The 26,337-nt window shown below is 74.0% G+C and carries 28 protein-coding genes; 6 read left to right on the top strand and 22 right to left on the bottom strand.

Features of this window, described 5'->3' with window-relative positions:
• Positions 1-89: 89 nt before the first annotated feature.
• Positions 90-971, bottom strand: coding sequence for an alpha/beta fold hydrolase (locus O2W18_RS18690; protein WP_269188940.1), 882 nt, complete (start codon positions 969-971; stop codon positions 90-92).
• An 85-nt stretch (positions 972-1,056) separates the two neighbouring features.
• On the opposite strand from O2W18_RS18690, the gene O2W18_RS18685 reads away from it, so the two are divergent.
• Positions 1,057-1,596 (top strand): CGNR zinc finger domain-containing protein, encoded by a 540-nt coding sequence (locus O2W18_RS18685; RefSeq protein WP_269188939.1) that lies wholly within the window; start codon positions 1,057-1,059, stop codon positions 1,594-1,596.
• A gap of 12 nt (positions 1,597-1,608) precedes the next feature.
• Here O2W18_RS18685 and O2W18_RS18680 read toward each other — a convergent pair whose 3' ends face one another.
• Positions 1,609-2,160, bottom strand: coding sequence for a TetR/AcrR family transcriptional regulator (locus tag O2W18_RS18680; RefSeq protein ID WP_269188938.1), 552 nt, complete (start codon positions 2,158-2,160; stop codon positions 1,609-1,611).
• An 85-nt stretch (positions 2,161-2,245) separates the two neighbouring features.
• Here O2W18_RS18680 and O2W18_RS18675 point away from each other — a divergent pair, with 85 nt between their 5' ends.
• Entirely contained in the window at positions 2,246-3,277 is a 1,032-nt protein-coding gene (locus O2W18_RS18675) for an aldo/keto reductase (RefSeq protein ID WP_269188937.1), read from the top strand.
• A gap of 46 nt (positions 3,278-3,323) precedes the next feature.
• Here O2W18_RS18675 and O2W18_RS18670 read toward each other — a convergent pair whose 3' ends face one another.
• The gene (locus tag O2W18_RS18670) at positions 3,324-3,731 is read right to left on the bottom strand and encodes a RidA family protein (protein ID WP_269188936.1); all 408 of its coding nucleotides are present in this window, start codon (positions 3,729-3,731) and stop codon (positions 3,324-3,326) included.
• Positions 3,732-3,811: 80 nt separating this feature from the next.
• Between O2W18_RS18670 and O2W18_RS18665 the strand changes: the two genes are divergently transcribed.
• Positions 3,812-4,450: a TetR/AcrR family transcriptional regulator gene (locus O2W18_RS18665; RefSeq protein WP_269188935.1), complete on the top strand. Its 639-nt coding sequence runs from the start codon at positions 3,812-3,814 to the stop codon at positions 4,448-4,450.
• A gap of 17 nt (positions 4,451-4,467) precedes the next feature.
• Here O2W18_RS18665 and O2W18_RS18660 read toward each other — a convergent pair whose 3' ends face one another.
• From O2W18_RS18660 to O2W18_RS18650, 3 genes are all read right to left on the bottom strand, one after another.
• Positions 4,468-4,932, bottom strand: coding sequence for a hypothetical protein (locus O2W18_RS18660; RefSeq protein WP_269188934.1), 465 nt, complete (start codon positions 4,930-4,932; stop codon positions 4,468-4,470).
• Positions 4,933-5,088: 156 nt separating this feature from the next.
• Positions 5,089-5,862 carry a hypothetical protein gene (locus O2W18_RS18655; RefSeq protein WP_269188933.1) on the bottom strand — a complete coding sequence of 258 codons (774 nt, stop codon included), beginning with the start codon at positions 5,860-5,862 and terminating at the stop codon, positions 5,089-5,091.
• Between the two features lie 11 nt (positions 5,863-5,873).
• A complete protein-coding gene (locus tag O2W18_RS18650) occupies positions 5,874-6,776 on the bottom strand; it encodes an ABC transporter ATP-binding protein (RefSeq protein ID WP_269188932.1) in 903 nt (300 codons plus the stop codon).
• A gap of 179 nt (positions 6,777-6,955) precedes the next feature.
• Here O2W18_RS18650 and O2W18_RS18645 point away from each other — a divergent pair, with 179 nt between their 5' ends.
• The 3 genes from O2W18_RS18645 (at position 6,956) to O2W18_RS18635 (ending at position 9,180) form a co-directional block, all read left to right on the top strand.
• Entirely contained in the window at positions 6,956-8,095 is a 1,140-nt protein-coding gene (locus tag O2W18_RS18645; RefSeq protein WP_269188931.1) for a sensor histidine kinase, read from the top strand.
• Entirely contained in the window at positions 8,092-8,754 is a 663-nt protein-coding gene (locus O2W18_RS18640; protein ID WP_269188930.1) for a response regulator transcription factor, read from the top strand. Before O2W18_RS18645 ends, O2W18_RS18640 begins: the two co-directional genes overlap by 4 nt.
• Before the next feature lie 75 nt (positions 8,755-8,829).
• Positions 8,830-9,180, top strand: coding sequence for a hypothetical protein (locus O2W18_RS18635; protein WP_269188929.1), 351 nt, complete (start codon positions 8,830-8,832; stop codon positions 9,178-9,180).
• A gap of 51 nt (positions 9,181-9,231) precedes the next feature.
• Here O2W18_RS18635 and O2W18_RS18630 read toward each other — a convergent pair whose 3' ends face one another.
• From O2W18_RS18630 to O2W18_RS18555, 16 genes are all read right to left on the bottom strand, one after another.
• Positions 9,232-9,999, bottom strand: a complete 768-nt coding sequence (locus O2W18_RS18630) for a hypothetical protein (RefSeq protein ID WP_269188928.1) — start codon at positions 9,997-9,999, stop codon at positions 9,232-9,234.
• 49 nt (positions 10,000-10,048) lie between these two features.
• Positions 10,049-11,167, bottom strand: a complete 1,119-nt coding sequence (locus O2W18_RS18625; RefSeq protein ID WP_269188927.1) for an aminotransferase class V-fold PLP-dependent enzyme — start codon at positions 11,165-11,167, stop codon at positions 10,049-10,051.
• Positions 11,164-11,961, bottom strand: coding sequence for an amino acid ABC transporter ATP-binding protein (locus O2W18_RS18620; RefSeq protein ID WP_269169732.1), 798 nt, complete (start codon positions 11,959-11,961; stop codon positions 11,164-11,166). Before O2W18_RS18620 ends, O2W18_RS18625 begins: the two co-directional genes overlap by 4 nt.
• Entirely contained in the window at positions 11,958-12,914 is a 957-nt protein-coding gene (locus O2W18_RS18615; protein WP_269188926.1) for an amino acid ABC transporter permease, read from the bottom strand. The genes O2W18_RS18620 and O2W18_RS18615 overlap by 4 nt, the downstream gene beginning before the upstream one ends.
• Positions 12,907-13,857 (bottom strand): ABC transporter substrate-binding protein, encoded by a 951-nt coding sequence (locus tag O2W18_RS18610; RefSeq protein WP_269188925.1) that lies wholly within the window; start codon positions 13,855-13,857, stop codon positions 12,907-12,909. The genes O2W18_RS18615 and O2W18_RS18610 overlap by 8 nt, the downstream gene beginning before the upstream one ends.
• Positions 13,858-13,886: 29 nt before the next feature.
• Entirely contained in the window at positions 13,887-14,966 is a 1,080-nt protein-coding gene (locus O2W18_RS18605; protein WP_269188924.1) for a LacI family DNA-binding transcriptional regulator, read from the bottom strand.
• Between the two features lie 199 nt (positions 14,967-15,165).
• The gene (locus O2W18_RS18600; RefSeq protein ID WP_269188923.1) at positions 15,166-15,789 is read right to left on the bottom strand and encodes a maleylpyruvate isomerase family mycothiol-dependent enzyme; all 624 of its coding nucleotides are present in this window, start codon (positions 15,787-15,789) and stop codon (positions 15,166-15,168) included.
• Between the two features lie 108 nt (positions 15,790-15,897).
• Complete coding sequence (locus tag O2W18_RS18595) at positions 15,898-16,980, bottom strand: alkene reductase (RefSeq protein ID WP_269188922.1); 1,083 nt, start codon at positions 16,978-16,980, stop codon at positions 15,898-15,900.
• 165 nt (positions 16,981-17,145) lie between these two features.
• Positions 17,146-18,336 (bottom strand): MFS transporter, encoded by a 1,191-nt coding sequence (locus O2W18_RS18590; RefSeq protein ID WP_269188921.1) that lies wholly within the window; start codon positions 18,334-18,336, stop codon positions 17,146-17,148.
• Positions 18,337-18,472: 136 nt separating this feature from the next.
• Complete coding sequence (locus tag O2W18_RS18585) at positions 18,473-19,582, bottom strand: ABC transporter ATP-binding protein (RefSeq protein WP_269188920.1); 1,110 nt, start codon at positions 19,580-19,582, stop codon at positions 18,473-18,475.
• A 101-nt stretch (positions 19,583-19,683) separates the two neighbouring features.
• Entirely contained in the window at positions 19,684-20,775 is a 1,092-nt protein-coding gene (locus O2W18_RS18580; RefSeq protein ID WP_269188919.1) for a mandelate racemase/muconate lactonizing enzyme family protein, read from the bottom strand.
• On the bottom strand, positions 20,772-21,656 hold the full coding sequence (locus tag O2W18_RS18575; RefSeq protein ID WP_269188918.1) for an NAD-dependent epimerase/dehydratase family protein: 885 nt from the start codon (positions 21,654-21,656) through the stop codon (positions 20,772-20,774). The genes O2W18_RS18580 and O2W18_RS18575 overlap by 4 nt, the downstream gene beginning before the upstream one ends.
• Positions 21,653-22,504, bottom strand: a complete 852-nt coding sequence (locus tag O2W18_RS18570) for a sugar phosphate isomerase/epimerase family protein (RefSeq protein ID WP_269188917.1) — start codon at positions 22,502-22,504, stop codon at positions 21,653-21,655. Before O2W18_RS18570 ends, O2W18_RS18575 begins: the two co-directional genes overlap by 4 nt.
• Positions 22,501-23,661 carry a dihydrodipicolinate synthase family protein gene (locus O2W18_RS18565; RefSeq protein WP_269188916.1) on the bottom strand — a complete coding sequence of 387 codons (1,161 nt, stop codon included), beginning with the start codon at positions 23,659-23,661 and terminating at the stop codon, positions 22,501-22,503. The genes O2W18_RS18570 and O2W18_RS18565 overlap by 4 nt, the downstream gene beginning before the upstream one ends.
• Entirely contained in the window at positions 23,658-24,839 is a 1,182-nt protein-coding gene (locus tag O2W18_RS18560; protein WP_269188915.1) for a Gfo/Idh/MocA family protein, read from the bottom strand. Before O2W18_RS18560 ends, O2W18_RS18565 begins: the two co-directional genes overlap by 4 nt.
• Positions 24,836-26,254, bottom strand: coding sequence for a Gfo/Idh/MocA family oxidoreductase (locus O2W18_RS18555; protein WP_269188914.1), 1,419 nt, complete (start codon positions 26,252-26,254; stop codon positions 24,836-24,838). Before O2W18_RS18555 ends, O2W18_RS18560 begins: the two co-directional genes overlap by 4 nt.
• Positions 26,255-26,337 lie beyond the last annotated feature (83 nt).

Below are 26,337 nucleotides of genomic sequence, written 5' to 3'. Positions count from 1 at the left end.
TCCGGGGCGCGACGCGGAGCACCGCCGGCATCGACTGGTATCCGATGTGACCCTGCAGACCTGGCCTGCGGTCCACTCGTGACCATCCATCAGGGCGCCGCAGCTCCGGCGAGCCGTCGGCCGAGGAAGTCCCGGATCAGCTCGGCGACCTGGTCACCGGCACTCTCGAGCAGGAAGTGCCCGCCGTCCAGCAGGTGGATCTCGGCATCGACAGCGTCGTGAGCGAAGCTGCGCGCACCCTCCGGGCCGAAGATCTCGTCGTTCTCACCCCAGACGGCGAGCACCGGCACGCGACTGTCGCGCAGGTACTGGTGCAGCGCCGGGTACAGCGGTGGGTTCGTGCTGTAGTCGCTGAACAGCGCCAGCTGGGCGAGGTCGTTGCCGGGGCGCGAGACCAGCGCATGGTCGTGGTGCCAGGTGTCCGGGCTGACCACGGTCGTGTCCGCGACCCCGTGCAGGTACTGCCAGCGGATCGCGTCGAGGCTCAGCGCGCCCCGGATCGCCGCCTCGGTGTCCGCACCCGGGTTCCGCGCGTAGTCCCAGACCGGGGCCCAGAAGTCCTCGACGAAGCCGGCGTCGTAGCCGTTTCCGTTCTGCGTGACGATCGCGGTGATCGCCTCCGGGTCGCGCAGCGCCAGCCGCCAGCCGACCGGGGCGCCGTAGTCCTGGACGTAGACCGCGTACCGCGTCGCGCCCAGCTCCCGCAGCAGCCCGGCCGTCAGGTCGGTCAGCGCATCGAAGGTGTAGTCGAACTCCGTCACCGGCGGGGCGTCGGACAGGCCGAAGCCGAGCATGTCCGGGGCGAGCACCCGGTACCGGTCGGCCAGCTGCGGGATCAGCTCGCGGAACATGAACGAGCTGGTCGGGTACCCGTGCAGCAGGACCACGACAGGGGCGTCGGCCGGTCCGGCCTCCCGGTAGAACAGCTGCCGGCCGTCGACGGTGGCGAAGCGGTGGTGGACGTGTGTCATGGCGACTAACCCTTCTAGATTGGTTTGCTGGTTACAGACGCTGGCACGGCAGCGTGTAACCTGTCAAATGAATCAAGGAGGTTAGATGCAGCTGGTCGACGACCCACCCGCCGACGAGGCGTTCCTGCTCGAGCTGTTGAACACGACGCCGATCGTCGACCGTGCCCAGCGGGATCTGCTCGACGGCGAACCCGGCAGAGCCTGGCTGCGAGAACGGGGCGGCGATGGATCGGCCGCCGAACAGGGCGCGACCCGCGCCGCCCGCGACGCGCTCCAAGCGGTCGCTCGCGGGGACGAGGGTGCGCAGTCGCTGGCACCACTGCTGTCCGACGTGCGCCTGGCAGCCTCGATCGAGGACGAGGCCATCAGGTGGAGCCTCACCGACGTGCCGCCGGCCCGCGCCCTGGCCGTCCGGGCGCTGCTCGCCTGGGATGCCGCGCGTCGCACCAGCCCCGGGCGGCTGCGACCGTGCGCCAACGACGAGTGCGCGCTGTTCCTCATCGACCACAGCAAGCCCAACCGGGCTCGCTGGTGCTCCATGGCCACGTGTGGCAACCGGATGAAGGCCCGTCGGCACCACGAGCGCACCCGCGCCGAGACATCCGCCGCCGAGTCCGGAGGCTGACGGCCGAGCTGGTCAGCGCCGCGAGCCGGTGACCCGCAGGCCGTCGAGCGCGGCGACCAGGATCGGCCGCGAGTAGTCGGGGTCGCCGTGGATCGCGCTGACGGCGATCACCATGTCGAGCACCTGCTCCAGCGTCAGATCGCCGCGGACCTCGCCGGCCTCCTGCGCGGCAGCGAGCAGCGGCCGGCCGGCGGCCAGCACCCGTTCCCGGCTCCGGTCGAGCACCGGGCCGGGGCCGTCGGCCTGCGCCAGCAGCTCGGCGGCGAGTTCGTGCTTGCTGGCGAAGAAGCCCACGAAGTGGTCGACCCACGAGAGGAACCGGCCGCTGGGCGACCCGTCGACCGAGGCCGCGGCCGCACAGACGGCGTCCACCTGGTCGGTGTAGAGCGCCTCCAGCAGGTCCCGCCGTCCGGGGAAGTTGCGGTACAGCGTGGCCATCCCGACGCCGGCGCGGCGGGCGACCTCGGCCATCGACAGCGGAGCGCCCGGCTCGGCGAACCCCGCCCGCGCTGCGGCGAGGATCCGCTCCCGGTTCCGCTCGGCGTCGGCACGTCTGACCGGCATGGCTTCCTAACTGGAGAGGGTGTCCGCTACGGTGAACGGACAGGCTGTCCACTTCGGGCAGATCGTAACCAGCGAGGAGCACCCCGTGGAACAGCGACCCCTGGGACGGACCGGCGTGTCCGTCAGCCAGCTCTGCCTCGGCGCCATGATGTTCGGCGTCGTCGGCAACCCCGACCCCGACGAGGGCGTGCGGATCGTCCACCGCGCCCTCGACGCCGGCATCACCTTCATCGACACCGCCGACGTCTACTCGAACGGGGAGTCCGAGGAGGTCGTCGGCAAGGCCCTGACCGGCGGCCGGCGCGACGGCGTCGTCCTGGCCACCAAGGTCGGCCTGCCGTTCGGCCAGGACCCCAACCAGCGCGGCATGTCCCGGCGCTGGATCACCGAGGCCGTGGAGAACTCGCTGCGCCGCCTGGGCACCGACTGGATCGACCTCTACCAGGTGCACCGCCTCGACCCGGCCACCGACGTCGACGAGGCACTGGGCGCGCTGTCCGACCTGGTGCACGCCGGCAAGATCCGCGCCTTCGGCGCCTCGACCGTGCCGGCGTCGGAGATCGTCGAGGCCCAGTGGACGGCCGAGCGCAGGGGCCGCGAGCGGTTCCGTACCGAGCAGCCGCCGTACTCGGTGCTCACCCGCGCCGTCGAGGTCGACGTCCTGCCGACCGCCCAGCGGTACGGGATGGGCGTGCTCACCTACAGCCCGCTGGCCGGCGGCTGGCTGTCCGGCAAGTACCGGAAGGGCCAGGAGGTCAGCGGGCCGGGGTCGGTCGGCCGCGCCCAGCGGTTCCCCGGCGTCTTCGACGCGGCGAACCCGGCCAACGCCGCGAAGCTCGACGCGGCCGACGCCCTGGGCGCGCTCGCGGACGAGGCCGGGCTGACGATGGTGCAACTGGCCATCGCGTTCGTCGTCCGGCACCCGGCGGTCACCGCGGCGATCGTCGGCCCACGCACGATGGACCACCTGGAGTCCTACCTGGCCGCCGACGGCGTGCAGCTGTCCGACGACGTCCTCGACCGGATCGACGCGATCGTGCCGCCCGGCCACACGGTCAACGTGGGCGACAACATGTGGGCGACGCCCGCCCTGAGCGCGGCCGCCCGCCGTCGCTGATCCAGCAGCGGTCGGGCCGGCGGCACGGCCGGCCCGACCGCCCCGCTCAGTCCAGGACGGCGGTGGCCTGGACCTCGACCAGGAAGTCGGGGTCGAAGAGCACCGAGACGCCGATCAGCGAGGCCGGCGCGGCCGGGGTGACACCCAGCTCCGCCGATGCCCGGGCCACCCCATCGAGGAAGGCGGGCATCTTGTCCAGCGTCCAGTCGACGACGAAGACGGTCATGGTGGCGACGTCGGCGAAGGACGCACCCACCTCGGCCAGGGCGGTGCCGACGTTCCGATAGGCCTGGGCGACCTGGGCGGCGAAGTCACCCACGCCCACCTTCTCGCCCGCGGCGTCGACGGCCACCTGCCCGGCGACGAAAACCTGCCGCGACCCGGTCGCCACCGAGACCTGGTGGTAGACGTCGGGCGCCGGAAGACCGGCCGGGTTGACCAGGGTGATCGCCATGCTGACTCCTCGTCCGAGCGGCCCGGCGGATCCGGGCTCACGCTGAACATAGCAGCGTTATGGCATGTACTGTCCAGCTCGTGGCCCGCCCGAAGGACCCGGCGGTCCGCACCCTGCTCATCGAGCGGGCAGCCGCGATGCTGCGGGCGCGCGAGCCGATCACCCTGCGCTCGCTGGTCGCCGGCACCGGGGTGTCGACGATGGCCGTCTACACGCACTTCGACGGCATGGACGGGCTCTGGCAGGCCCTGCGTCAGGAGGGCTTCACCCGGCTGGGCGCCCGGTTCACCACCGTCCCGGAGTCCGCCGACCCGGTGCGCGACCTGACCGCCCTGTGCGCGGCCTACCTCGACCACGCCCTCACCCACCCCGACCTCTACCGGGTGATGTTCGACGCCAGCGTCGACCTGGAGGACCTGCCGGCCGCCGACGCGACGCTGGAGCACCTGGTCCAGGCCGCCCGCCGGTGCCGGGACGCCGGGCGGTTCCGCGCCGACGTCGTCCCGCTGGACCTGGCGATCCAGAGCTGGACCGTCGGCCACGGGCTGGCGTCGCTCGTGGCCACCGGTCCGCTGCCGCCGGAGACGCTCGACCACGGCCCGTTCCTGCTCCACGCGCTGTTCACCGCCTGCGGCGACGACCCCGACGGCTGCCGCGCCTCGGTCGAGCAGGGCTGGCACCGCCCGGCCGCCGACGACGAGCGGTCCCGCCCGGCCTGACGTCAGCGGGGGCCGGCCTACCTGGCCGGGTCCAGGAAACGGTCGAAGACCCAGCCGGTGCCCTGCGCCTGCACGTACTTGTCCACCACGTCCACGAAGGCCTCCTTCGCCGACCACTGCCACGGCCGGTACAACCCGAGCGCGGTGTTCAGCGCGACGTCTCCCACGTAGACCAGGCCGAAGACGGTGTTGACGGCCTTCTGCCCACGGAGGCCCCGGGCCGCGGCGATGCCGTAGGCCGAGCCCCACATCGTGCCGAGCGCGACGTGGGTGACCCAGTTCAGCCGCCGCAGGCCGGAGGGTGAACTCGCCTGCGCCGGGGTCACCTTCTCCGCGAAACGGGCCGGCGCGACGCTCTCGCCGCGCTGGGTGAGGGGCATCTCGACGCACTTCTGGAAGGCCGTCATGACGACGGTCCCGCCGATGCCCGCAAGGACGCCGCGCAGGACCATGTCCCGGGTCGTCGTCTGCTTCTTCCGCATGGTCGGGCGCGTACCCGGTGGGGTCGCCCCGACACGGCCGACCCCCGATGTGCGGACCTGTGGGGAGGAACCCGTGACGAACCGGTTCCGGCGGCGGGGACGCGGCGACGGCCGGGAGCCGGCGAACCGGTTCCCGGCCGTCGCCGGTGGACTGCCTCACTGCACCGGGCGCCGCCTGCTGAACACCCAACCCGCGACCAGCGCGGCGACCACCCAGCCGCCCAGCGTCAGCAGCGAGGCCACCTCGGCGTCGCCGCGGGCGAGCCGGAGCACCGCCTGCTGCGGGTCGACGGCGTCGGCGACCTGCGTGTCCCAGGCCCGGATGATCTGCACCAGGCCGAGGATGGTCAGGTAGAGGCCGGTCAGCGCGGCCGGGGTGTTCGCGGTCGCGGCGCCGACCCCCACCCCGATCAGCGCGAACGCCGCCCCGGCGCCCACCGCGGTCAGCGCGGCCTGGACGGCGCCGTCCCAGGACACGCTCGGGTCGGCCAGCACGGCCAGGATCAGCCACGACGCCCCCATCGAGACGGCGGTCAAGGCCGCGCCGAGCAGCGCCGTCGCGGCGGTCTTCGCCGCGAGCACCCGTCCGCGCTGCGGCACCAGCAGGTAGGTGGTCTGTGCGGTCCGGTGCGTCCACTCACCGGCGGTGCTCAGCACCCCCATGGCGAGCAGCAGCAGGCCGGTCATGATGCCCACCACGGCGAACGGGCCGGCCACGGAGGGGAAGGCATCGTCGCTGGCCTCCAGCAGGCCCATCCCGGCCGGCCCGGCCAGCGCGGCGGCGAGGGCGAGCATCCGGCCGGAGCGGGTGGTCAGGGTCTTGCGCACCTCGAGGCCGACGAGCGTCGGCAGTGAGGCGCGGGTCGGACGGACGTCGGGCCGTACCGGAGCAGCAGTGTCGAGAGTCGTGGTGTTCGAGCTCGTGGTCATGTCGGGGCTCCTCAGTGCTCAGCGGGGGTGGGGGCAGCTCCGGAGTCGTCCGTGAGCTGGAAGAACAGGTCCTCGAGGCCGCGCTGCGCGGGATGCAGGTCGATCAGTGCGACCCCGGCCTCGGCGGCGATGGCGCCGATGGTGGCGGGCTCGGCACCGTCCACGACCAGCACGCCGTCGGCCTGGCGTTCCACGTGGAACTCCCGGGCCTGCAGCGCGTCGGCCAGCCCGCGGGGGTCGACCGACCGCACTGCGGTGCCGCTGGCGCCCAGCAACGAGCCGACCGGCCCGTCGGCCACGATCCGCCCGCCACCGATCACCAGCAGCCGGTCGACGGTGTGCTCGACCTCGCCGAGCAGGTGCGAGGAGAGCAGCACCGTGCCGCCGTTCGCCGCGTAGCCGCGCAGCAGTGCCCGCAACCAGCGGATGCCCTCCGGGTCCAGGCCGTTGGCCGGCTCGTCGAACACCAGCACCGGCGGGACGGTGAGCAGCGCGCCGGCCATGCCGAGCCGCTGCCGCATCCCCAGCGAGTAGCCGCCCACCGGCCTGCGGGCGGCGTCGGCGAGGCCGACGAGCTCCAGCACCTCGTCGACCCGGTGGGAGTCGACGCCGACGGCGATGGCGTGCAGCCCGAGGTGCGCCCGGCCGGTGCGGCCGGGGTGCACGGCCGAGGCGTCGAGCAGGGTGCCGACGACGGCGCCCGGGTTGGGCAGGTCGGCGTAGGGCCGGCCGTCGATCGTCGCCGTGCCCGCGGTCGCCGGGATCAGCCCGGTCATCATCCGCATCGTGGTGGTCTTGCCGGCCCCGTTCGGGCCGAGGAAGCCGGTCACGGTGCCGGGCTCGAGGGTGAAGCTGACGTCGTCGACGACGGTGCGTGCGCCGTAGCGCTTGGTCAGTCCGTTGACCGAGATCATGGGTGCCTCCGGGGTTCGGTGTGGTGTCCCCAATCTGCGGTGGACCCACTGGTCAGCGCGTCGGCCGGAGGCCGCGGCCTTGCGCACCGGACGGTGCGACCCGGTCATCCGGAAGAGGACGTCGGCAGTCGACCCGCGGGCGACCCGCAGCGCGCCGGACAGGACCTACGCTCCGACCCATGGGGGTCCGCGAGCGCATCTGGCCGGGACTCACCGCCCGCGGCATCGCGCTGGAGGCCGGCCTCGCCGGGCTGGGCGTGGTGATGATCGTCAGCGGGTTCGGCACCCTCGCGCCTCCGTCGCTGGACCTCGGCGCCGTCGCCGTGGCCACCGCGCTGATGGCCCTCGGGTTGTTCCTCTTCCGCCGCACCCAGCCCGCGGTCCCCTTCGCGGTGTGCGCCGTGTCGGCCGCGCTCGGCTTCTCCCCCACCGGGCCCTGGCTGCTGGCCAGCTACGCCGTCGGCCGCTACAGCGACTCGTGGTGGGTCCGGGGTGGGGTGGGGATGGGTGGGGCCGTGGCGATCGCCGTCGCCGCGGACCCGGTCACGTTCGGGGGCTGGACGGTCGTCGCCGCCGCCACCGGGGCGATCGTCGCCCTCCCCGCCGCCCTGGGGATCTGGCAGCGCACCCGCGAGCAGCTGCTGGGGGTGCTGCGCGAGCGCGCCGAGCGGGCCGAGGCCGAGCGCGAGCTGCTCGCCCGCGACGCCGTCCTCTCCGAGCGGACCCGGATCGCCCGGGAGATGCACGACGCCGTCGGGCACCGGGTGAGCCTGATGGTGCTGCAGGCCGGCGCGATCGAGCTGGCCGCGCGCGACGCCGACCGAGTCGAGCAGCTGGCCGGGCAGGTGCAGACCGCCGGACGACGCGCACTGGTCGAGCTCCGTCAGATGGTCGGCGTGCTCCGCGCCGGGGACGTCGACGACCAGGCGCCGCTGGGCCCGCAGCCAGGCCTGGAGGACCTGCCCCGGCTGGTCGACCAGGCGCGCGAGGCGGGCATGGACGTCGCCCTGACCGGCGCCGCCGACGGCCCCGTCGACTCCGCGGTGGGCCGGGCCGCCTACCGGATCGCGCAGGAGGCGCTGACCAACGCCGGCAAGCACGCCCCCGGCGCCCGGGTGCACGTCACCGCCGAGCGCCGCCCCGAGGAGCTGCACCTGCGGGTGGTCAACGGCGCACCGACCCGCCCTCCACAGCCGGTGCCCGGTGACGGGTACGGCCTGGTGGGGTTGGGTGAGCGGGTGCGCACCCTCGGCGGCCGGCTCACGGCCGAGCCCCGGTTGGACGGCGGCTTCGTGGTCGAGGCGGTGCTGCCGGCATGACCGACGTCCGGGTGCTGCTCGTGGACGACGAGGAGCTGGTGCGCTTCGGCCTGCGCACGGTGCTGGAGTCCTCCGGCGGCTTCGAGGTCGTCGGGGAGGCGGGGGACGGCGCCGCCGGGGTGCGGGCGGCGCGGGAGCTGCGGCCCGACGTCGTGCTGATCGACGTCCGGATGCCGGTGCTGGACGGGCTCGCGGCGACCGAGCAGATCCTGGCCCTGCCCCAGCCGCCGCAGGTCGCCGTGCTCACCACCTTCCACCAGGACGAGTACGTCCACGCCGCGCTCGCCGCCGGTGCGGCCGGCTTCCTGCTCAAGGACACCCCGCCCCGGGAGATCGCTGCCGCGGTGCGGGCGGTCGCCGACGGGACGGCGACGCTGTCCCCGGCGGTCACCACGACGCTGATCGACTCCTACGTCCGCCGCCGGTCCGCACCCCGGCGGGCCGAGGCGCTGCGGCGGGTCGAGACGTTGACGGACCGGGAGCGGGAGGTGCTGGCGCTGCTGGGCCGCGGCGGCTCGAACGCCGAGGTGGCCGGGCGGCTGTTCGTCAGCGAGGCGACGGTGAAGACCTACGTGTCCCGGTTGCTCACCAAGCTGGACCTGGCCAACCGCACCCAGGCGGCGATCCTCGCCCACGAGGCCGGGCTGCTGGAGGACTGACCCGTCCGCCGGAACTCGCCAGAACGCCGTGACGAACCGGTTCCGGCGCGGGCCGTGGCTGCCGATGAGGTGGACATGAGCATCCACGCTGCTGCCGAGCACACCGCCACCACGGACGTGCAGGCCATCGAGGAGATCGCCACCGCCGTCCTGGCGTCCATCGCGCGCATCCACGCCGATGGCCTGGCCGCGGTCGCCACCATCGCGGAGAACCCCGCATCGGTCCGGATGCCGCTGCCCGAGGCAGCCCCGGTGGCCGAGCCGGTCCGCGCCGTGGAGCCCCAGGCAACCGAGACCCCGGCGGCCGAGCCCGAGCCCGAGCCCGAGCCCGTCCAGGTCATCCGGGCGGCGCCGCCGCTCCCGCCCCGAGGTCGGCACCTGGCCGAGGCCCTCACCGACCAGCTCCCCGCCCAGCACGCCGCCTGATCCGCACAGCGCTGTGCGCTGACCACAGGACCGTCCCGGCCGGCCTCACAGTCAGCCGACGGTGACGTCGCCCGCCGGCACCTCGACGTGGTAGCCGAGGTCGGTCAGCGCGGCGGCCTGGTCGGCGGGCAGCGCCAACCCCTCCACGAAGCCCTCGGGGTTCGGCACGACCTCGCCGGTGAAGGACACCCGGTCGCCCGGGCTGACGTCCACCGGGGACTCACCCGCCGCGGTCAGCTGCACCCAGATGCGGACCTCCTCGGTGCCGATCCAGAAGCCCTCGTCGTTGGGGACGGCGAACACCGGGACCTCGGTGGCCACCGCGGGCTCGTCGGGCAGCTCGGCCAGCGCCGCCTGGGGATCGGCCTCGGCCAGCAACCGCGGGATCGCCACGTCACCGGCGACGAAGGCCCCCGGCGCGACGGCGCCCACGGGACCGGCCCCCGCCGGCTCCTCCTCCTCGGCGAAGTCGGCCTCGTCCTGGGTGACCCCCGGGTTCTCCGCGAGGGCCTCGGCCTCCTCGTTGTAGATCTCGACTGCGGTGACGCCGTCCTCCCCCTCCGCACCGCACCCGGTGAGGACCAGGGCGAGCGCGGCCGCACCGGTGACCGGCACCGAGACGAGTCGGCTGCGCCGACCCGGACGGGCGGCGGACGAGCGGAACGGGGTGGAGGTGCGCATGACGATCTCCTCACCGGGCCGCGACGGGCCCAGGACGTCGTGTCGGCTGGTGGCGGTCGTCGCTGCGGTGTGCGCGGCCGGCAACACGGTGGGTGCCCACCGGATCGGCTCCCGCACGACGCCGGCGGGGACCGTCACCGGATCGAGACCTGGCAGACCCGGGTGCCCCCGCCGCCCGGACCCACGGTCAGGCCTGGGCGGCAGCCGCACCCAGGGAGACCAGGGCCTCGTCCACCCGGTCCAGCGCGGCCGGCGTCGTCGTCGCGTGCACGCTCAGCCGCACCCGCTCGCCGTGCCGGGTGCAGGTGACCCCGGCCCGGCCCAGCGCCGCGTGCAGCTCCGCACCGTCCACACCCGGCACCCGGAACGCCACGATCCCGGCCCGCTCCGCCGGCTCGCGAGACGACGTCACCACCACGCCTCGCCGGTCCAGCAGCTCCAGCAGCTCCTCGACCCGTGCCGCGATCCGGCCGGCGACGGCGCCCACCCCGGCGGACTCCAGCAGCTCCAGCCCCGCGGCCAGGCACGCCTGCGCCACCGGGCTGGTGTTCGTGGTGCTGAACCGGGCCGCGCCCGGGGCCAGCGGGTGCTCGGCGCCGTCGTAGTCGGTGGCGTCCTGCACCCCGGTCCAGCCCGCCAGCAGCGGGTCCAGTCGCTCCAGCGCCCGGTCCGACACCGCGACCACCCCGGTGCTCCAGCCGCTGCGCAGCCACTTCTGCCCACCGGCGACCAGCACATCGGCCGCCGTCCAGTCGACGTCGACCGCGCCGAGGCCCTGGATCGCGTCCACGACCAGCAGCCGCTCCCCCAGCACCTCGCGCAGCCCGGGCAGGTCGGCCCGGAAGCCGGTGGCGAAGTCGACCGCGCTGACCACCAGCGCCGCCGCGTCCGGGGCGGCTCGGACGACGTCCGGCGTCACCGGCCCGGCCGGCAGCGGGACGACGTCCAGCCGGCCGGCCGACTCCGCCCGCCACCAGGGGTAGAGGTTGGCCGGGAACTCCGCCGGGCTGACCAGCACCGGCCCGTGCAGCGCGAACGCCGCCTGGAACAACCCGGCCGAGGTGCTCGGCGAGTAGGCGAGGTTGCCCGGCGGGAAGCCGAGCAGCCGGGACGCCGCGGCCAGCGCCCGGCCCTCGGCGCCCATCAGCTCGTCGACGGTGCCCAGCCCCGCGGCCGACACCGCGGACATCGCCGCGGCGCCGGCCTCGACCACCGGCCGGGAGGGCGGGCCGACCCGGGCGAAGTCCAGGTAGCCCTCCTCCTCGGCGAAGGCGGACAGGTAGGCCGAGAGACGAGCAGGGTTCACGCGGTCACCCGGGCCAGGAACGCACGGGTGCGCTCGTGCTGCGGCGCGCCGATCACCTGCTCCGGCGGCCCCTCCTCGACCACGACCCCGCCGGCCATGAAGACGACGTGGTCGGCGACCTCGCGGGCGAAGGAGATCTCGTGGGTCACGACGATCATCGTCATCCCCTCCCGCGCCAGCTCGGTCATCACCGCCAGGACCTCCCCGACCAGCTCGGGGTCCAGCGCGCTCGTCGGCTCGTCGAACAGCAGGAGCTTGGGCCGCATCGCCAGCGCCCGGGCGATCGCCACGCGCTGCTGCTGCCCGCCCGAGAGCCGGTCGGGGTAGGTGTCGACCTTGTCGCCGAGCCCCACCCGCTCCAGCAGCTCCCGGGCGTAGGCCTCCGCCTCCCGCCGCGGGACGCCGCGCACCTGCACCGGACCCTCGGTCACGTTGGCCAGCACGGTCCGGTGCGGGAAGAGGTTGAACCGCTGGAACACCATGCCGATCTCCGCGCGCTGCCGGGCGACGTCCTTCTCCCGCAGCTCGTGCAGCCGGTCGCCGTCGTGCCGGAAGCCGATCGGCACGCCGTCCACCCAGATCTCGCCGCCGTCGGCGGCCTCGAGGTGGTTCACGCAGCGCAGCAGCGTGCTCTTGCCCGCCCCCGAGGCCCCGAGCAGGACGACGACCTGCCCGCGCCGCACCGTGAGGTCGACGCCGCGGAGCACCTCCAGCGAGCCGTAGTGCTTGCGCAGCCCGCGGGCCCGCACGAGCACCTCGCCCTGCGCCACCCCCTCGCCCACTGCGGCGCTCACCGGGAGCTCCGCATGAACGGCGGGGTGCGCAGCGAGCCGCCGACCTTGGCCCACACCGACCCGCGGGTGCCCGTGGGCCGGATCGAGGCGTTGTAGTGCCGTTCCAGGTAGTACTGCCCGACGTTGGCCACGCTCACCACCACCATGTACCAGACGGCCACGGCCAGCAGCGTCTCCATGACCGCGAGGCTGCGGCTGGAGAGCGCGTTGGCGGCGTGGATGAGCTCGGTGAAGCCGATGACCGAGGCGATCGACGTCCCCTTGAGCATGTTGATGAAGTCGTTGCCGGTCGGCGGGATGATCACCCGCATCGCCTGCGGCAGCACGACCCGGCTCAGCACCTTCGCCGGCGACATCCCGATCGACTTGGCCGCCTCGGTCTGCCCCCGGTCGACGCTGGTCAGCCCGGCCCGGACGATCTCGGCCATGTAGGCGCTCTCGTTGAGCCCGAGCCCCAGGAGCGCGGCCAGGAAGCCGGTCATGATCACGTTCGCCGGCTGGTCGAGCAGGTAGGCGTCGGTGAACGGGATCGGGATGGAGAAGGTCGGGAAGACCAGCGCGATGTTGTACCAGAGCAGGATCTGCAGCAGCACCGGCAGACCGCGGAACACCCAGATGTAGGCCCAGGAGACCCAGCGCAGCACCGGGTTGGCCGAGGTGCGCATCAGCGCCACGATCGTGCCGAGGACGATCGCCCCGGCCTGGGCGACCACCGCCAGCACGATGGTGTCGACCAGGCCCTCCAGGATCACGTCCTGGGTGAGCAGCGCCGGGATGCTGTCGTAGTCGATGTCGCCCCGCGAGATCGCCTGGAACAGCAGCCCCAGCACCGCGAGGACGGCCAGCCCGGCGACCACGCGCCCCCAGTGCCGGATCCGCACCTGGGGCAGCAGCTCGCCGTCCCCCGGTGCGTCGACCGGCCTGGTCAGCGCCGCGCCGGCGCGGTCAGCCACCGTTGACGGTCGCCTGGTCGACCGCGCCGGAGGTGACGTCCCACGCCTCGAGGATCTCGTCGTAGGTGCCGTCGTCGATCAGCGACTGCAGCGCCTGCTGGATGGCGTCGCGCAGCGCGGCGTCGTCCTTGTTGAGCCCGATGCCGTACGGACCGCCGTTGATCGGGTCCTGGTCGACGGTCTCGAAGTACTCGCCGTCGCCGGCGGTCTGGGAGATGTAGACGGCGGTCGGCAGGTCGTTGAGGATCGCGTCGACCCGGCCGGTGCGCAGCTGGGTCTGGTTCTGCGAGTCGCTCGGGGTGGCGGTGACCTCCAGCGGCTCCTCGCCGTTCGCCTCGCACTCGGCGGACTGCTCGGCGGCGAAGTCCTCCTGCGTCGTCCCCTGGACGACGGCGATCGCCTGGCCACACAGGTCGGCGCTGGCCTCGATGCCGGCCGGGTTGCCCTTCTGCACCATGATCGTGATGCCGGACTCGAAGTAGTCGACGAAGTCGATCGACCCCTGCCGCTCGGCGGTGTCGTTCATCCCGGCGATCGTGGCGTCGACCCGGCCGGTCTGCAGGCCGGTGATCAGGGAGTCGAAGGCCATGTCGGAGTACTCGACGTCCAGGCCCAGCTTGTTGCCGATCGCAGTGATGATGTCGACCTCGAAGCCGACCGGGGTCGACCCGTCCTCGGCGTAGAAGTTGTTCGGCGGCGACTGCACGTTCGACCCGATGGACAGCGAGGCCAGGTCCGCCGGCAGGCCCGCGGCCAGGGCGGCGTCCTCGCTGACGCCGCCGACGATGTCGCTGGTGTCGGGCACCGCGGAGTCGGTGGAGCCCTCGGCGGCCGGCTCGGCGGCCGCGGACTCGTCGTCGCTCCCGCCGCAGCCGGCCAGCAGCAGGGCGGTGGTGAGCGCGACCGGGACGGCGGCGCGGACGGAGAGGCGGGTGCGGGACATGGGCTGCTCCTGGAGGTCGGGACGGGCGGTCATCGGTCGTTCCTGACGGGTGGTGCGGACGCGCCGTCCGGCGGCGGACTGGACCGCCGGACGACGAGACGGGTGGGGACGACGACCGAGCGGGGTGGCAGGGTCGGCGTGGTGAGCCGCTCGAACAGCAGGTCGACCGCGGCCGAGCCGATGCCGGCGGCGTCCTGGGCGACCGTGGTGAGCGGCGGGTCGAGGAGGTCGGCGAGGTCGAGCTCGTCGAAGCCGACGTGCGCCGGGCGCGGGCCGGTGCGCGCGTGCAGGTGGTGCAGCAGGGCGACGCTGGCCCGGTTGTTGCCGGTCACCACGGCGGTGACCCCGGCCCCGGCCCACCCGGACACCGCGGCGGCGATGCGCTCGGGGGTCAGCACGCCGAGCGACACCAGGCCCTCGGTGCGGAGGCCACGCTCGGCGCAGGCGGCGAGGTAGCCGTCGCGGCGCTGGCGGGAGGTCCAGAACCGTTCGTCGTCGCCGAGGTAGGCGATCGACCGGTGTCCCCGCTCGGCCAGGTGGTGCACGGCCTGGGCGATGCCGCCGGCGTTGTCCGACAGCACCTCGTCGGTGCCGTGGTCGGCGCTGGGCCGGTCGAGCAGCACCGCCGGGACGTCGGGCGGCAGGTTCGCGGTGAGCACCTCGTCGCCGACCAGGTTCGGGGCGATGAGCAGGCCGTCGACCCGGCGCGCCGCGAAGGCCTGCACCAGCCGGCCGGCGCGGTCGGCGTCGCCGTCGGCGGAGCCGGTGAGCAGCAGGTACCCGTGCTCGCGGGCGCGGCGCTCCACCCCCGCGGTGAGCGCGGCGTAGAACGGGCCGGCGAGGTCCTCCAGGACCAGGCCGATGCTGGCGGTGCTGGTGCCGCGGCGCAGGTGGCTGGCGCCGTCGTGCCGGCGGAAGCCCAGCTCGGCGATGGCCCGCTGCACCCGCTCGATCGTCTCGGGACGGACGCCGGGCTCGGCGTTCACCACCCGGCTGACGGTCTTCTGCGAGGTGCCGGCAGCGCGGGCGACGTCGACCATCGTGGGCAGTCGGCCGAGCGCCCGGCCGACGCCCGGACCTGCGGCGACGTCCGATGACAACGTAGTCATCGACTCGTCGGGCGCTCCCGATGACAACGTAGTCATGCGGAGGATCGTCGGGGTGACGACGACCACATGTCAAGGGGCTGAACGCCCCGCAACCGTTCCGTGACCACGCCTGGCCGCCCGGCCTGCCGTTGCGCGCTGGTCATCGGTCCGCCGCACACGAGGCGACGATCAGCGCACGACGGCACCACTCGGGCGAGGGTCAGACCCGGGGCAGAGCTCGGCCGTCGGGGAGCGTGCGGCCGCTCAGCAGGGCGACCAGGTGGCCGCTGTCCGCACGGACGACCTCGCCGTCCCCCCAGCTCCAGGCGGTGTCCGCCGCCTCCAGACGGAGGCCGGTCAGGTCGATCCCGAAGTACGCGCCGTCCGCTGCGGTGAGCTGGTCGAGGACGGCGAGCACGCCCTCGGCCGGGGCGACCGGCGGCCGGCCGAGGGCGACGGTCACGTCGAGGGAGTGGATGACGGCGTGGCTGAGCGCACCGGCCGCGCCACCACCCGGCGGCTGCCAGCCGTGCAGGACCGGCGAACGCAGCGCGGCCACGAGCTCGGCGTCCGGCAGGGACGCGTCCCGGGCCGCCACGGTGTCCGAGAGCCGGGTGAAGTCCCCGCCGGCCGCCGCCAGCTCGGCACCGAACTGCTCGGCGGACAGCCGCGCCGGCATCGTCACGTGCGCCACCACGTGCCGGACCTGCCAGCCTGCGCAGAGCGACGGGGCACCCCACGTGCCGGCCGACCCGGTCGCCAGCAGGTCGGCGAGGCCGTCGTACGTCCCTCCCACCCAGGACCGGAGGGCTGTTGCGTCCACGTCGTGCACGTTCTCTGCCATCTCGGCGCCTTCCCCGGGCCACGGACGCCGGGTCACCGGCGCGTCAGGAGGAAGACCCCCGCCGGCGCCAGGACTCATCGCCCATGGCGCCGACGGGAGGGCCCGGGCTCAGCTCTGGCTGAGCTGCAGGGCCGGGTAGTCGGTGTAGCCCTCGGCGCCGGCGGCGTAGAACGTCGCCGGGTTCGGCGCGTTCTCCGGGTGCTCGCCGGCCCAGCGCGCGACCAGGTCGGGGTTGGCGATGACGGCGCGGCCGACCGCCACGGCGTCGGCGTGTGCCGCCTCGATCAGCTGCACCGCCTCCGCCCGGGTGGTCACGGTGCCGAAGCCGCTGTTGGCGACGAGCGGACCGTCGAAGCGGCGGCGGAGCTCCTGGACGAGCTCGCCGGCCGGCTCGGCGTGCAGCACCGACAGGTAGGCCAGGCCCAGCGGTCGGATCGCGTCCAGCAGCGCGCCGTAGGTGGCCCGGACGTCGTCCGGGTCGGTCTCCAGCACGTCCTGGATGTTGTGCGCGGGCGAGATCCGCAGCCCGACCCGGCCCGCACCGATGGCCTCGGCGACCGCGGTGACGACCTCGACCACGAACCGTGCGCGGTTCTCCGGGGAGCCGCCGTACACGTCGTCCCGCTGGTTGGACGCGGGCGACAGGAACTCGTGCAGCAGGTAGCCGTTGGCGCCGTGGACCTCCACGCCGTCCAGCCCGGCGGCGATGGCGCGCTTCGACGCGGCGACGATGTCGGCCAGCGTGGCGCGCGCCTCCTCGGTGGTCAGCGCGTGCGGCACCGGGTAGGCCGCCTTGCCCTTCGGGGTGTACGCCTCACCCTGGATCGCGATGGCCGACGGCGCGGCGATCCGGTCGGTGCCGGTGATGTCGGTGTGCGAGACCCGGCCACCGTGCATCACCTGCATGACGATCCGCCCGCCCCGGGCGTGCACCTCGTCGGCGACCCGCCGCCAGCCGGCCTCCTGCTCGTCGTCGGTGATCCCGGGCTGGCCGGGGTAGGCGCGCGACTCGGCGTTGGGGTAGGTGCCCTCGGTGATGATCAGGCCGACAGAGGCCCGCTGGGCGTAGTGCTCGACCACCAGGTCTCCGGGGACGCCGGCGGCACCGGACCGCATGCGGGTCAGCGGCGCCATGACGACGCGGTTGGCGAGCTCGAGGTCGCCGAGCGTGATGGGGGAGAACAAGTCCATGCCGGGACAAGGCCGAGTTGCGCGCCACCCATTCCGCTCCCGCCCCGACTGCGGCAGGGGTCACGCCGCGCCTGGGCCGTCGAGTGACAGGTGAGCGGGCTTCCCCGGGCACGGAAGCCCGCTCAGCTGTCACTGGGCGAAGACGCCTTCCCTCCGCCGGGAGCGTCAGTCGCTGTGCCGGGCGCCGACCACGGCCACCGCGAGCAGGCCGCCGAGCAGCCAGAACGCCGCGGAGACCCCTGCCGTCCCGGCGAGCAGTCCCGCCGCCGCCGGCGTGCCGACGAGCCCGACCCGATTGCCCACCAGCCGCAGCGCCAGCGCGGTGCCGCGTGCGTCGTCCGGCACGGCACGGATGATCAACGTCATCAGCAGCGGCTGGCCCACGCCGAGCAGGAACCCGATCAACGCCAACAGCGCGCCGAGCACCCAGACGTTGCCGGTGGCCGGGAGGAAGGCCACGGCGATCCCCGAACCGACGGTGCTCAGCACGACGAGCCGGGCCCGGCCGACCCGGACCAGCATCCGCTGCACCAGCACCCGGGAGGCCACGGTCGCGCCGGCCCGCACGCTGAGCAGCACCCCGACCACCGCCGGGGAGATGCCCCGGTTCTCCCCCAGCAGCGGCAGGTAGGCGGTCAGCAGGTCGACCGCCGCGGCCAGCACCAGGCTGGCGAAGATCCCGGAGCGCACCGGCGGCCGGCCGAGCAACCGGAAGGCCGACGTCCGACCGGTCGGCCGGGCCGCGGCCGCCGGGAAGCGCCGTCCGGCCGCCAGCCACCAGGACGCCGGCAGGGCGAGGGCGCACAGTGCGGCGGAGAGGACGAGTGCCCGGGCCGTGCCGGTCGACAGCTCCCCCGGTGCAGTGGCCAGCACGGCACCGGCGAGCGCCGGCCCGACCAGCTGACCGGCGGAGACGACCGCGGTGAACAGCCCGAACCCGGAGTCCAGCCGGTCTCCGGGCAGCCGGGCGACGACGTTCTCCCCGCCGACGATGCAGCCGAGGTTGCCCAGCCCGAGCACCACGTTGCCCAGCGCCAGCGCCAGCAGCGAGCCGCTGGTCGCCAGCAGCACGCAGCCGACCACCAGCAGCGCCACCCCGCCGACCAGGATCGGTTCCGGCCGCCAGCGGTCGGCGGCCCGGCCCAGCGGCAGCGCCACCACCATCGGCAGCAGCGCGAACGCCGCGGTCAGCAGGCCGATCTCGGTGGCCCCGGCGCCCAGGTCGATCGCCCGGTAGGCGGAGACCGGCCGGGCGACCGCGATCCCCGCCTGGATCAGGGCCATCACGCCCAGCAGCTGGAACAGCCAGCGCGGCGACCGCCCGGGAGCGGACGCCGCAGGGCTCGACGTCGACACCCCTGGACTCCCCGTCTACACCGGCGGCCCCGTCCGGGTGCCCGCCCTGGGCATCGCCGGCCCTGTGCCGGACTCCCCGCCGACCTCCGTCGGCCCCTGCCCCGGGCCCGCCCTCAGTGCGAGGACGGGCCCTCCCTCAGGCGGACAGCCGACGGCCCGTGCTGGTGGAGAAGACGTGCTCCTCGCCGGGGCGGATGCTGAACCACACCTCGCCGCCCTTGGCCGGCGGCCGCCGGGCGTCGACCCGGGCCACGATCTGCGCGGTCTCGCCACCGTGCAGGTGCTCGGCCAGCTCGGCGTCGGCGATGGAGGCGTAGACGAAGGCGTCGGAGCCCAGCTCCTCGACCAGGTCGACCTGGGCCCGGAAGCCCTGACCGGGCTCGGCCAGCTCCATGGCCTCGGGCCGGAACCCGAGCGTGACGGACCGGTCCGAACCCGCCGCGGTCAGCGTCTCCCGCGGGAGCGCGACCATCACGTCGCCGAGCCGGGCACCGCCCTCGACCAGCGGCACCTCGGCCAGGTTCATCGCCGGGGAGCCGATGAACCCGGCCACGAAGACGTTGGCCGGGCGGTCGTACATCTCCCGCGGGCTGGCGACCTGCTGGAGGATCCCGTCCTTCAGCACCGCGACCCGGTCCCCCATGGTCATCGCCTCGACCTGGTCGTGGGTGACGTAGACGGTGGTGATGCCCAGCCGGCGCTGCAGCGAGGCGATCTGGGTGCGGGTCTGCACCCGCAGCTTCGCGTCCAGGTTGGACAGCGGCTCGTCCATCAGGAACACCTGCGGCTTGCGCACGATCGCCCGGCCCATCGCCACCCGCTGGCGCTGGCCACCGGAGAGCGCCTTCGGCTTGCGGTCCAGGTAGGGCTCCAGGTCCAGCAGCCGGGCCGCGTCCTCCACCCGGGCGCGGCGCTCCTCCTTGCCCATCCCGGCGATCTTCAGCGCGAAGCCCATGTTGTCCGCGACGCTCATGTGCGGGTAGAGCGCGTAGTTCTGGAACACCATCGCGATGTCCCGGTCCTTGGGGGCCACGTCGGTGACGTCGGTCTCCCCGATCCGGATCGCGCCGCCGTCCACCTCCTCCAGGCCGGCCAGCATCCGCAACGAGGTGGACTTGCCACACCCGGAGGGGCCGACGAGCACCAGGAACTCGCCGTCCTCGATCTGCAGCTCGAGCTGGTCGACCGCCGGCTTGTCGCTGCCGGGGTAGAGCCGGGTCGCCTTGTCGTAGGTGACCGATGCCATGGGGAGCTCCCTTGCTCATCCGCTGTCGCGCCTGTGACTGCCGTCACCGTACGGCAAGCGCTTTCCGAGATCAATGGTGTGTGGTGCACGCCGGTGGCGGCTCAGCCGTCCAGCGACTCCATCCGGTCGGTGGCGAAGACCAGCCCGTGGCCGGGTGCCGTCGCCGCCCGGAGGACGCCGTCGGCGATGGTCACCCCGCTGGGCTCGGCCAGCGCGCCCAGCGCCGCGAACGAGGCGTCCTCGACGTCCTCGACCATGGTGGTCAGCGGCAGGCACATCGCCAGCTGACCGGAGAGGTCCGGCAACAGGTGCGGGGCCACCGGCACGCTCGCCGCCGCAGCCAGCTGGGCGATCCGCAGGAACGGGGTGATCCCGCCGACCCGCACCACGTTGGGCTGGACGACGTCGGCGGCCCCGGAGGCCAGCAGCGCGCGGTACTGGAACGCCGTGTAGACGTTCTCCCCCACCGCGATCGGCACCCCCAGCCCGGCGTCGTGCAGCCGGCCCAGCGCCGGCAGGTCGTCGGCGACCAGCGGCTCCTCCACCCAGTACAGGTCGAAGGCGGACATCGCGCGGACCGCCCGCAACGCCGTGGGCAGGTCCCAGCGCTGGTTGGCGTCGACCATCAGCCGGCGGTGCGGCCCGAGCACCGCCCGGACGGCGGCCACCCGCTCGACGTCCTCCGCCAGGTCGGGCCGGCCGACCTTGATCTTCACCGCCGTGCACCCGTCGGCGACCCAGCGTTCGGTCTGAACCACCAGCTCCTCGAGGGAGTAGTGGAAGTTGACCCCGCTGCCGTAGACGGCGACCTGGTCGCGGCGGCGGCCCAGGTGGTCGACCAGGCTCTGCCCGGCCGCCTTCGCCGACAGGTCCCACAGCGCGGTGTCGACGGCGGCGATCGCCATCGTGGTCAGCCCGCCGCCACCGGCCTCGTGCAGGTGCCACCACAGCCGGTCCCAGACGACGCCCGGCTCCACCGGCCCGCCGACGACCACCGGTGCCACGTCGTGGTCGACCAGCGCCTGCAGCGCCCGGGCCCCGATCGACGGCGTCCAGCTGAAGCCGGTGCCGGTGCGCCCGTCGCTGGTCTCCAGCTCGGTGACCAGCAGGTGCAGCGCCGGCACGTCGGCGCCCCACGGCCGGGCCAGCGGCAACCGGAACAGCCGGCTGGACAGCCGGGCGACGGTGCTCACCGCAGCTCCGTCCGCCAGCTGCGGGACGCCGTCCAGCCCAGCAGCTCCTCGGCCTTCGCGGTGCTGAAGGCCGGCGCCGTCCCGGTGAGCCCGGCGGCCAGCTCCGGGGCGATCCCGGAGAACTCCGGGAGCAGCTCGGCCAGCGGTGCCTCGGCAAGCGCGTCCTGCGCGCCGACGAAGAACACCTCGCCGTTGGGGATGCCCTCGGCCTTGCCCAGCAGGGTGTCCAGGAAGTCCGCGCAGTCCCGGGCGTCGACGTAGTTGAACAGCGAGACGGCGCCGTGCCGGGGGTCGGCGATCCGCTCGCGCACCGTGTGCCCCTGCTGGGTCGGCTCGCCGGCCCACTCCTCGGGCGCGATGACGAAGCACGGCCGGAAGGCCGCCAGCCGCACCCGGTCGCCGTGCTGGGCGGCGAACATCCGCATCGTCTGCTCGGCGGCCAGCTTGGACAGCCCGTAGGCGTTCCACGGCCGCGGCGGATGGGCCTCGTCCAGCGGCAGGTACTGCGGCGCCCAGCCGGGCGGGCTGCCGTAGCCCATCACCGTGGGGCTGCTCGCGGTCACCACCGTGCCGACGCCGAGGTCGACCGCCGCCTGCAGCACGTTGTAGGCCAGCGCGGTGTTGGTGGCGTGGATGACCGACTCGGGCCGGCTGAACGGGACCGCGATCGCCGCCAGGTGGACGACGGCGTCCGGGCGGTACCGGGCCATCACCCCGTAGGCCTGGCCGAGGTCGGTCAGGTCGGCCGGGAACGTGGCCGCGGCCTTCTCCAGCGGTGCGGCGGTGACGTCGACCGAGACCACCTCGTGCCCCGCGTCGGCCAGCCCGTCGACGACGCTGCGCCCCAGCCGGCCGGCACCGCCGGTGACGAGCACCCTCATGCGGGCACCACATCGGGGACGACGACGTCCAGGTAGCGGCGCTTCACCGTCTCCACCACCTCGGCCTTGGGCTGGGCCCAGACGTCGGCGTTGAAGATCTCCACCTCGACGTCCCCGGTCCAGCCCGCAGCCTCGACCGCGGCGACGAACGGCGGGAAGTCGATCACCCCGTCACCCATGTAGCCGCGGGCCATCAGCGCGTCGGCCGGGATCGGCATCAGGAAGTCGCAGACCTGGAAGGAGGCGATCCGGTCACCGGCCCGGGCGATCGAGCGCCAGACCTCCGGGTCCCACCACAGGTGGAAGGTGTCGATGACCACGCCCACCTGCGCCGACGGGAAGGGTGCGGCCAGGTCGAGGGCCTGGCCGAGGGTGGAGAGCACGGCCCGGTCGGCGCAGTACATCGGGTGCAGCGCCTCCAGGGAGAGCCGCACCCCGCGCTCGCCGGCGTAGGGCGCCAGCTCGGCCAACACCTCGGCCACCCGTTCCCGGGCGCCGGCCAGGTCGCGGGAGCCGGCGGGCAGGCCGCCGACGACCATGACCAGCGACTCGGCGCCCAGCGTGGCGGTCTCGTCGATCGCCCGCCGGTTGTCCTCGAGGGCCGCGGCCCGGGCGACCGGGTCGGTCGCGGTGAGGAACCCGCCGCGGCAGTGCGAGGTGACCCGCAGCCCGGCGTCCCGGATCAGCTTCGCCGACCGCTCCAGCCCGAACTCGGCGACCGGCTCGCGCCAGGTGCCGAGCGCGGACAACCCGGCCGCGGCCACCCCGCCGACGAAGTCGGGCATCGACCAGCCCTCGACCGTCTTGTGGTTGATCGACAGCCGGTGCAGCCGAGGGTCGGTGCTCACTGCGCCACCCCCACCGTCTGCAGGTACGTGCGCATCCGGCCCGCGGCCAGCTCCGGGTCGGGCAGCAGCCCGGCCGCGTCGGCCAGCCGGAAGACCTCGGCCAGGTGCACCGGGCTGCGCGAGCTCTCCAGCCCGCCCACCATCCGGAACCCCGGCTGGTGGCCCGCCAACCAGGCCAGGAAGACGATCCCGGTCTTGTAGTAGTAGGTGGGCGCGCCGAACAGGTGCCGGGACAGCGCCACGGTCGGCTCGAGCAGCCGGTCGTAGGTGGCCAGGTCACCACGGTCCAGCGCCTGCAGGGCGGTGGAGGCGGCCGGGGCGATCGCGTCGAAGATGCCCAGCAGGGCGTGCGAGTACGACTCGCCGTCCCCGCGCACCAGCGTCGGGTAGTTGAAGTCGTCGCCGGTGTACAGCCGGACGCCGTCGGGCAGCCGGCGGCGCATGTCCACCTCGTGCGCCTCGTCGAGCATCGAGACCTTGATGCCGTCGACCTTGGCGCTGTGGTCGGCGATCACCTGCAGCACCGTGTCGGTGGCCTCGGTCAGCTGCGCCGAGCCCCAGTAGCCGGCCAGCGCGGGGTCGAACATGGGCCCGAGCCAGTGCAGGACCACCGGCCGGGACACCTGCTCGAGCAGCCGGGCGTAGACCTTGGCGTAGTCCTCGGCGCTGCGGGCCACCCGGGCGAGCTGCCGGCTGGCCATGATGATCACGTTGGCGCCCGCCTCCTCGACCACCTCGATCTGCTCGAGGTAGGCGGCGAGCACCTCCTCGGTGCTGGCCAGCTCGGCCGGTGCCTGGTCGGTGCCCGCACCGCAGGCGAGCAGCCCGCCGCAGGCCCGCGCCTCGGCGGCCGAGCGGCGGATCAGCTCGGCGGTGGTGCTCCAGGGCATGCCCATGCCGCGCTGCGCTGTGTCCATCGCGTCGGCGACGCCCAGGCCGTAGGACCACAGGTGCCGGCGGAAGGCGAGGGTCGCCTCCCAGTCGACGTCCACCGGTGCGCCCGGGGTGTTGTCCCCGAACGGGTCGGCCACCACGTGCGCCGCGGCGTAGGCGGTGCGGCTGGTCAGCGGGCCGTCCGGCCGGGTGAAGGCGCCGGGCTCGCCGAGCTGGTGCTCCGCGACCGTCCCGTCGGCGCGCGGCAGGCGGATCGCCGTCACACCGTCACCTCGGGGATCTCGATCCGGCGGCCCTCGGCCGAGGACTGCAGGCCCAGCTCGGCCACCTGCACGCCGCGGGCACCGGCGAGGAAGTCGTAGGCGTGCGGCGCGTCCTCGAGCACGTGGCGGAGGAACTGCTCCCACTGCGCCCGGAAGCCGTTGTCCAGGTCGGCGTTGTCCGGCACGACCTGCCACTGGTCCCGGAACCGCTCGGTGACCGGGAGGTCCGGGTTCCAGACCGGCTTCGGGGTGGTGGCCCGGTGCTGGATCTTGCACTCGCGCAGGCCGGCGACGGCGCTGCCCTCGGTGCCGTCGACCTGGAACTCGACCAGCTCGTCGCGGTAGACCCGCACCGCCCACGAGGAGTTGATCTGCGCGATCACGCCGCCGGGCAGCTCGAAGATGCCGTAGGCGGCGTCGTCGGCGGTGGCCGGGTAGGGCTGGCCGTGCTCGTCGATCCGGGTGGGGATGTGGGTGACCGCCTTGGCGGTGACCGCCTCCGGCCGGCCGAAGAGGTTCTCCAGCACGTAGGACCAGTGGCAGAACATGTCGACGACGATGCCGCCGCCGTCCTCCTTGCGGTAGTTCCAGCTGGGCCGCTGGGCCTCCTGCCAATCACCCTCGAAGACCCAGTAGCCGAACTCGCCGCGCACCGACAGGATCTGGCCGAAGAAGCCGCCGTCGATCAGCCGCTTCAGCTTCACCAGGCCCGGCAGGTAGAGCTTGTCGTGGACGACGCCGTTTTTGACCCCGGCCTCGGCGGCCAGCCGGGCCAGCTCCAGGGCGCCCTCGAGCGACTCGGCGGTCGGCTTCTCGGTGTAGATGTGCTTGCCGGCGGCGATCGCGGCCTTGATCGACTTCTCCCGCGCCTGGGTCACCTGGGCATCGAAGTAGATCGGTGCGGAGTCGTCCCGCAGCGCCTCGTCGAGGTCCGTCGTCCACCGCTCGATGCCGTGCTGGGCGGCGAGCTCGGCCAGCTTGCGCTCGTTGCGGCCGACCAGGATCGGTTCAGGGACGACCCGGCGGCCGTCGGCGAGCTGCAGCCCACCGGCGTCCCGGATCGCGAGGATGGACCGGACCAGGTGCTGGCGGTAGCCCATCCGGCCGGTGACGCCGTTCATGATGATGCCGATCGAGCTGGACACGGTGCTGGCCTCCGAAGCGGGTGAGGGGGTCATCGGGTGCTCCCGGCGGGAGCGGCTGCGGCCTCGGGCCGCAGCGGGATGCCGAAGTCGGCGAGGTGCACGACCTGGCCGGTGGTCAAGGACTGGTTGGCGGCCGCGCCGACGAGCACGCTGCGGACGCCGTCGAGCCAGCCGGCCGCCTGGCCGAGCGGGTCGGGGCGGGTGCCGGGGCGGAACAGGTCGTCCAGCAGCAGGGCGTCGCCCCCGCCGTGCGCTCCGGGCCCCTCGGGGACCTCGATCCGCTGGGCGGCCTCCCAGCGGCGCTGCAGCACCAGCTCGGTGCCCTCCGTCCGGACGCCGGCGGCCGCCTGGACCTCCTCGGGCGTGGCGCTGGGGTCGACGGCGACTCCGAACCCGCCGATGACGTCGTCCGCGGCGACCACTGCCGCGCGCTCGACCACCGAGAGCTCGATCCGGCCCTCGGTGCCGTTGATGCTGACCCGGTAGCCCTCCCAGGGGCCGTGGGCGTTGAGCGAGTAGCTGAGCATCGGGCCGTCGGCGTAGCGCACCAGCAGCGCCATGTTGTCCTCGATGGTGATGCCCGGGGAGAACACGTCCTGGTCGCGGATGTAGCCGTCCTCGGCCTCGGCCTCCAGGTACAGCTGGCGCAGCCGGTCGTTGCCGGCCAGGTCGAGGGCGAAGGGATCGCGCCCGGCGTCCGGGGCGCCGTGACTGCGCGCCGGGCGATCGCCCAGGCCGCGCTCCTGCGCGTTGGCGTCGCCGTAGAAACGCAGGTCGCCGAGGGCGAAGACGGTCTCCGGCACCGCGTCGACCCACCAGTTGACCAGGTCGAAGTGGTGGGTGGCCTTGTGCACGAAGAGGCCGCCGGACAGCGCCTTCTCCCGGTGCCAGCGGCGGAAGTAGTCCGCGCCGTGGACGGAGTCCAGGACCCACTCGAAGTGCACCGAGGTGACCGCGCCGATGGCTCCCTCGGCGACGAGCCTGCGGACGGCGGCGTTCCGCGGGGAGTAGCGGTAGTTGAAGGTGACGACGAGATCGCGCCCACTGTCGGCGACGGCGTCGGCGATCGCGCGACAGCCCGCGGCGTCGGTGGTGAGCGGCTTCTCGGTGATCACGTCGTGCCCGGCGCGCAGGGCCCGGGAGATGTGCTCGGCGTGCGTGTGGTCGACGCTGGCGACGATGACGGTGTCCGGTCGCTCGCGGCCCAGCATCGTGTCGAGCTCCTCCGGCGCGTACACCGGGAGCGGTGCCGCGCCGGGGTGCGCGGCGGCGTACTGGCGCTGGTAGTAGGCCATCCGCGTGCGGTTGGGGTCGCAGAGGGCGACCAGCCGGCCGACGTCGGCGTGGGTGCCCAGCAGCGCGGCGACGTACATCTCGGCGCGGTGGCCGGTGCCGACGATCGCGTAGCGACGCGGCGCCGGGGTCCCGGACGGGTCGGTGGTGGTCACGTCTCCCTCTCGGCTGTGCAGCAGGTGGTCCGGGGACCGGGGGCCAGGGGGCGGCCGATGGCCGGCCGCCCCCTGGCCGGGGG

Origin of the sequence: Modestobacter sp. VKM Ac-2983, from assembly GCF_026967885.1 — a bacterium.
Taxonomy (GTDB): Bacteria; Actinomycetota; Actinomycetes; order Mycobacteriales; family Geodermatophilaceae; genus Modestobacter.
Note: the sequence above shows the minus strand (reverse complement) of the source record. Positions and strands in the feature narration are given on the sequence as shown.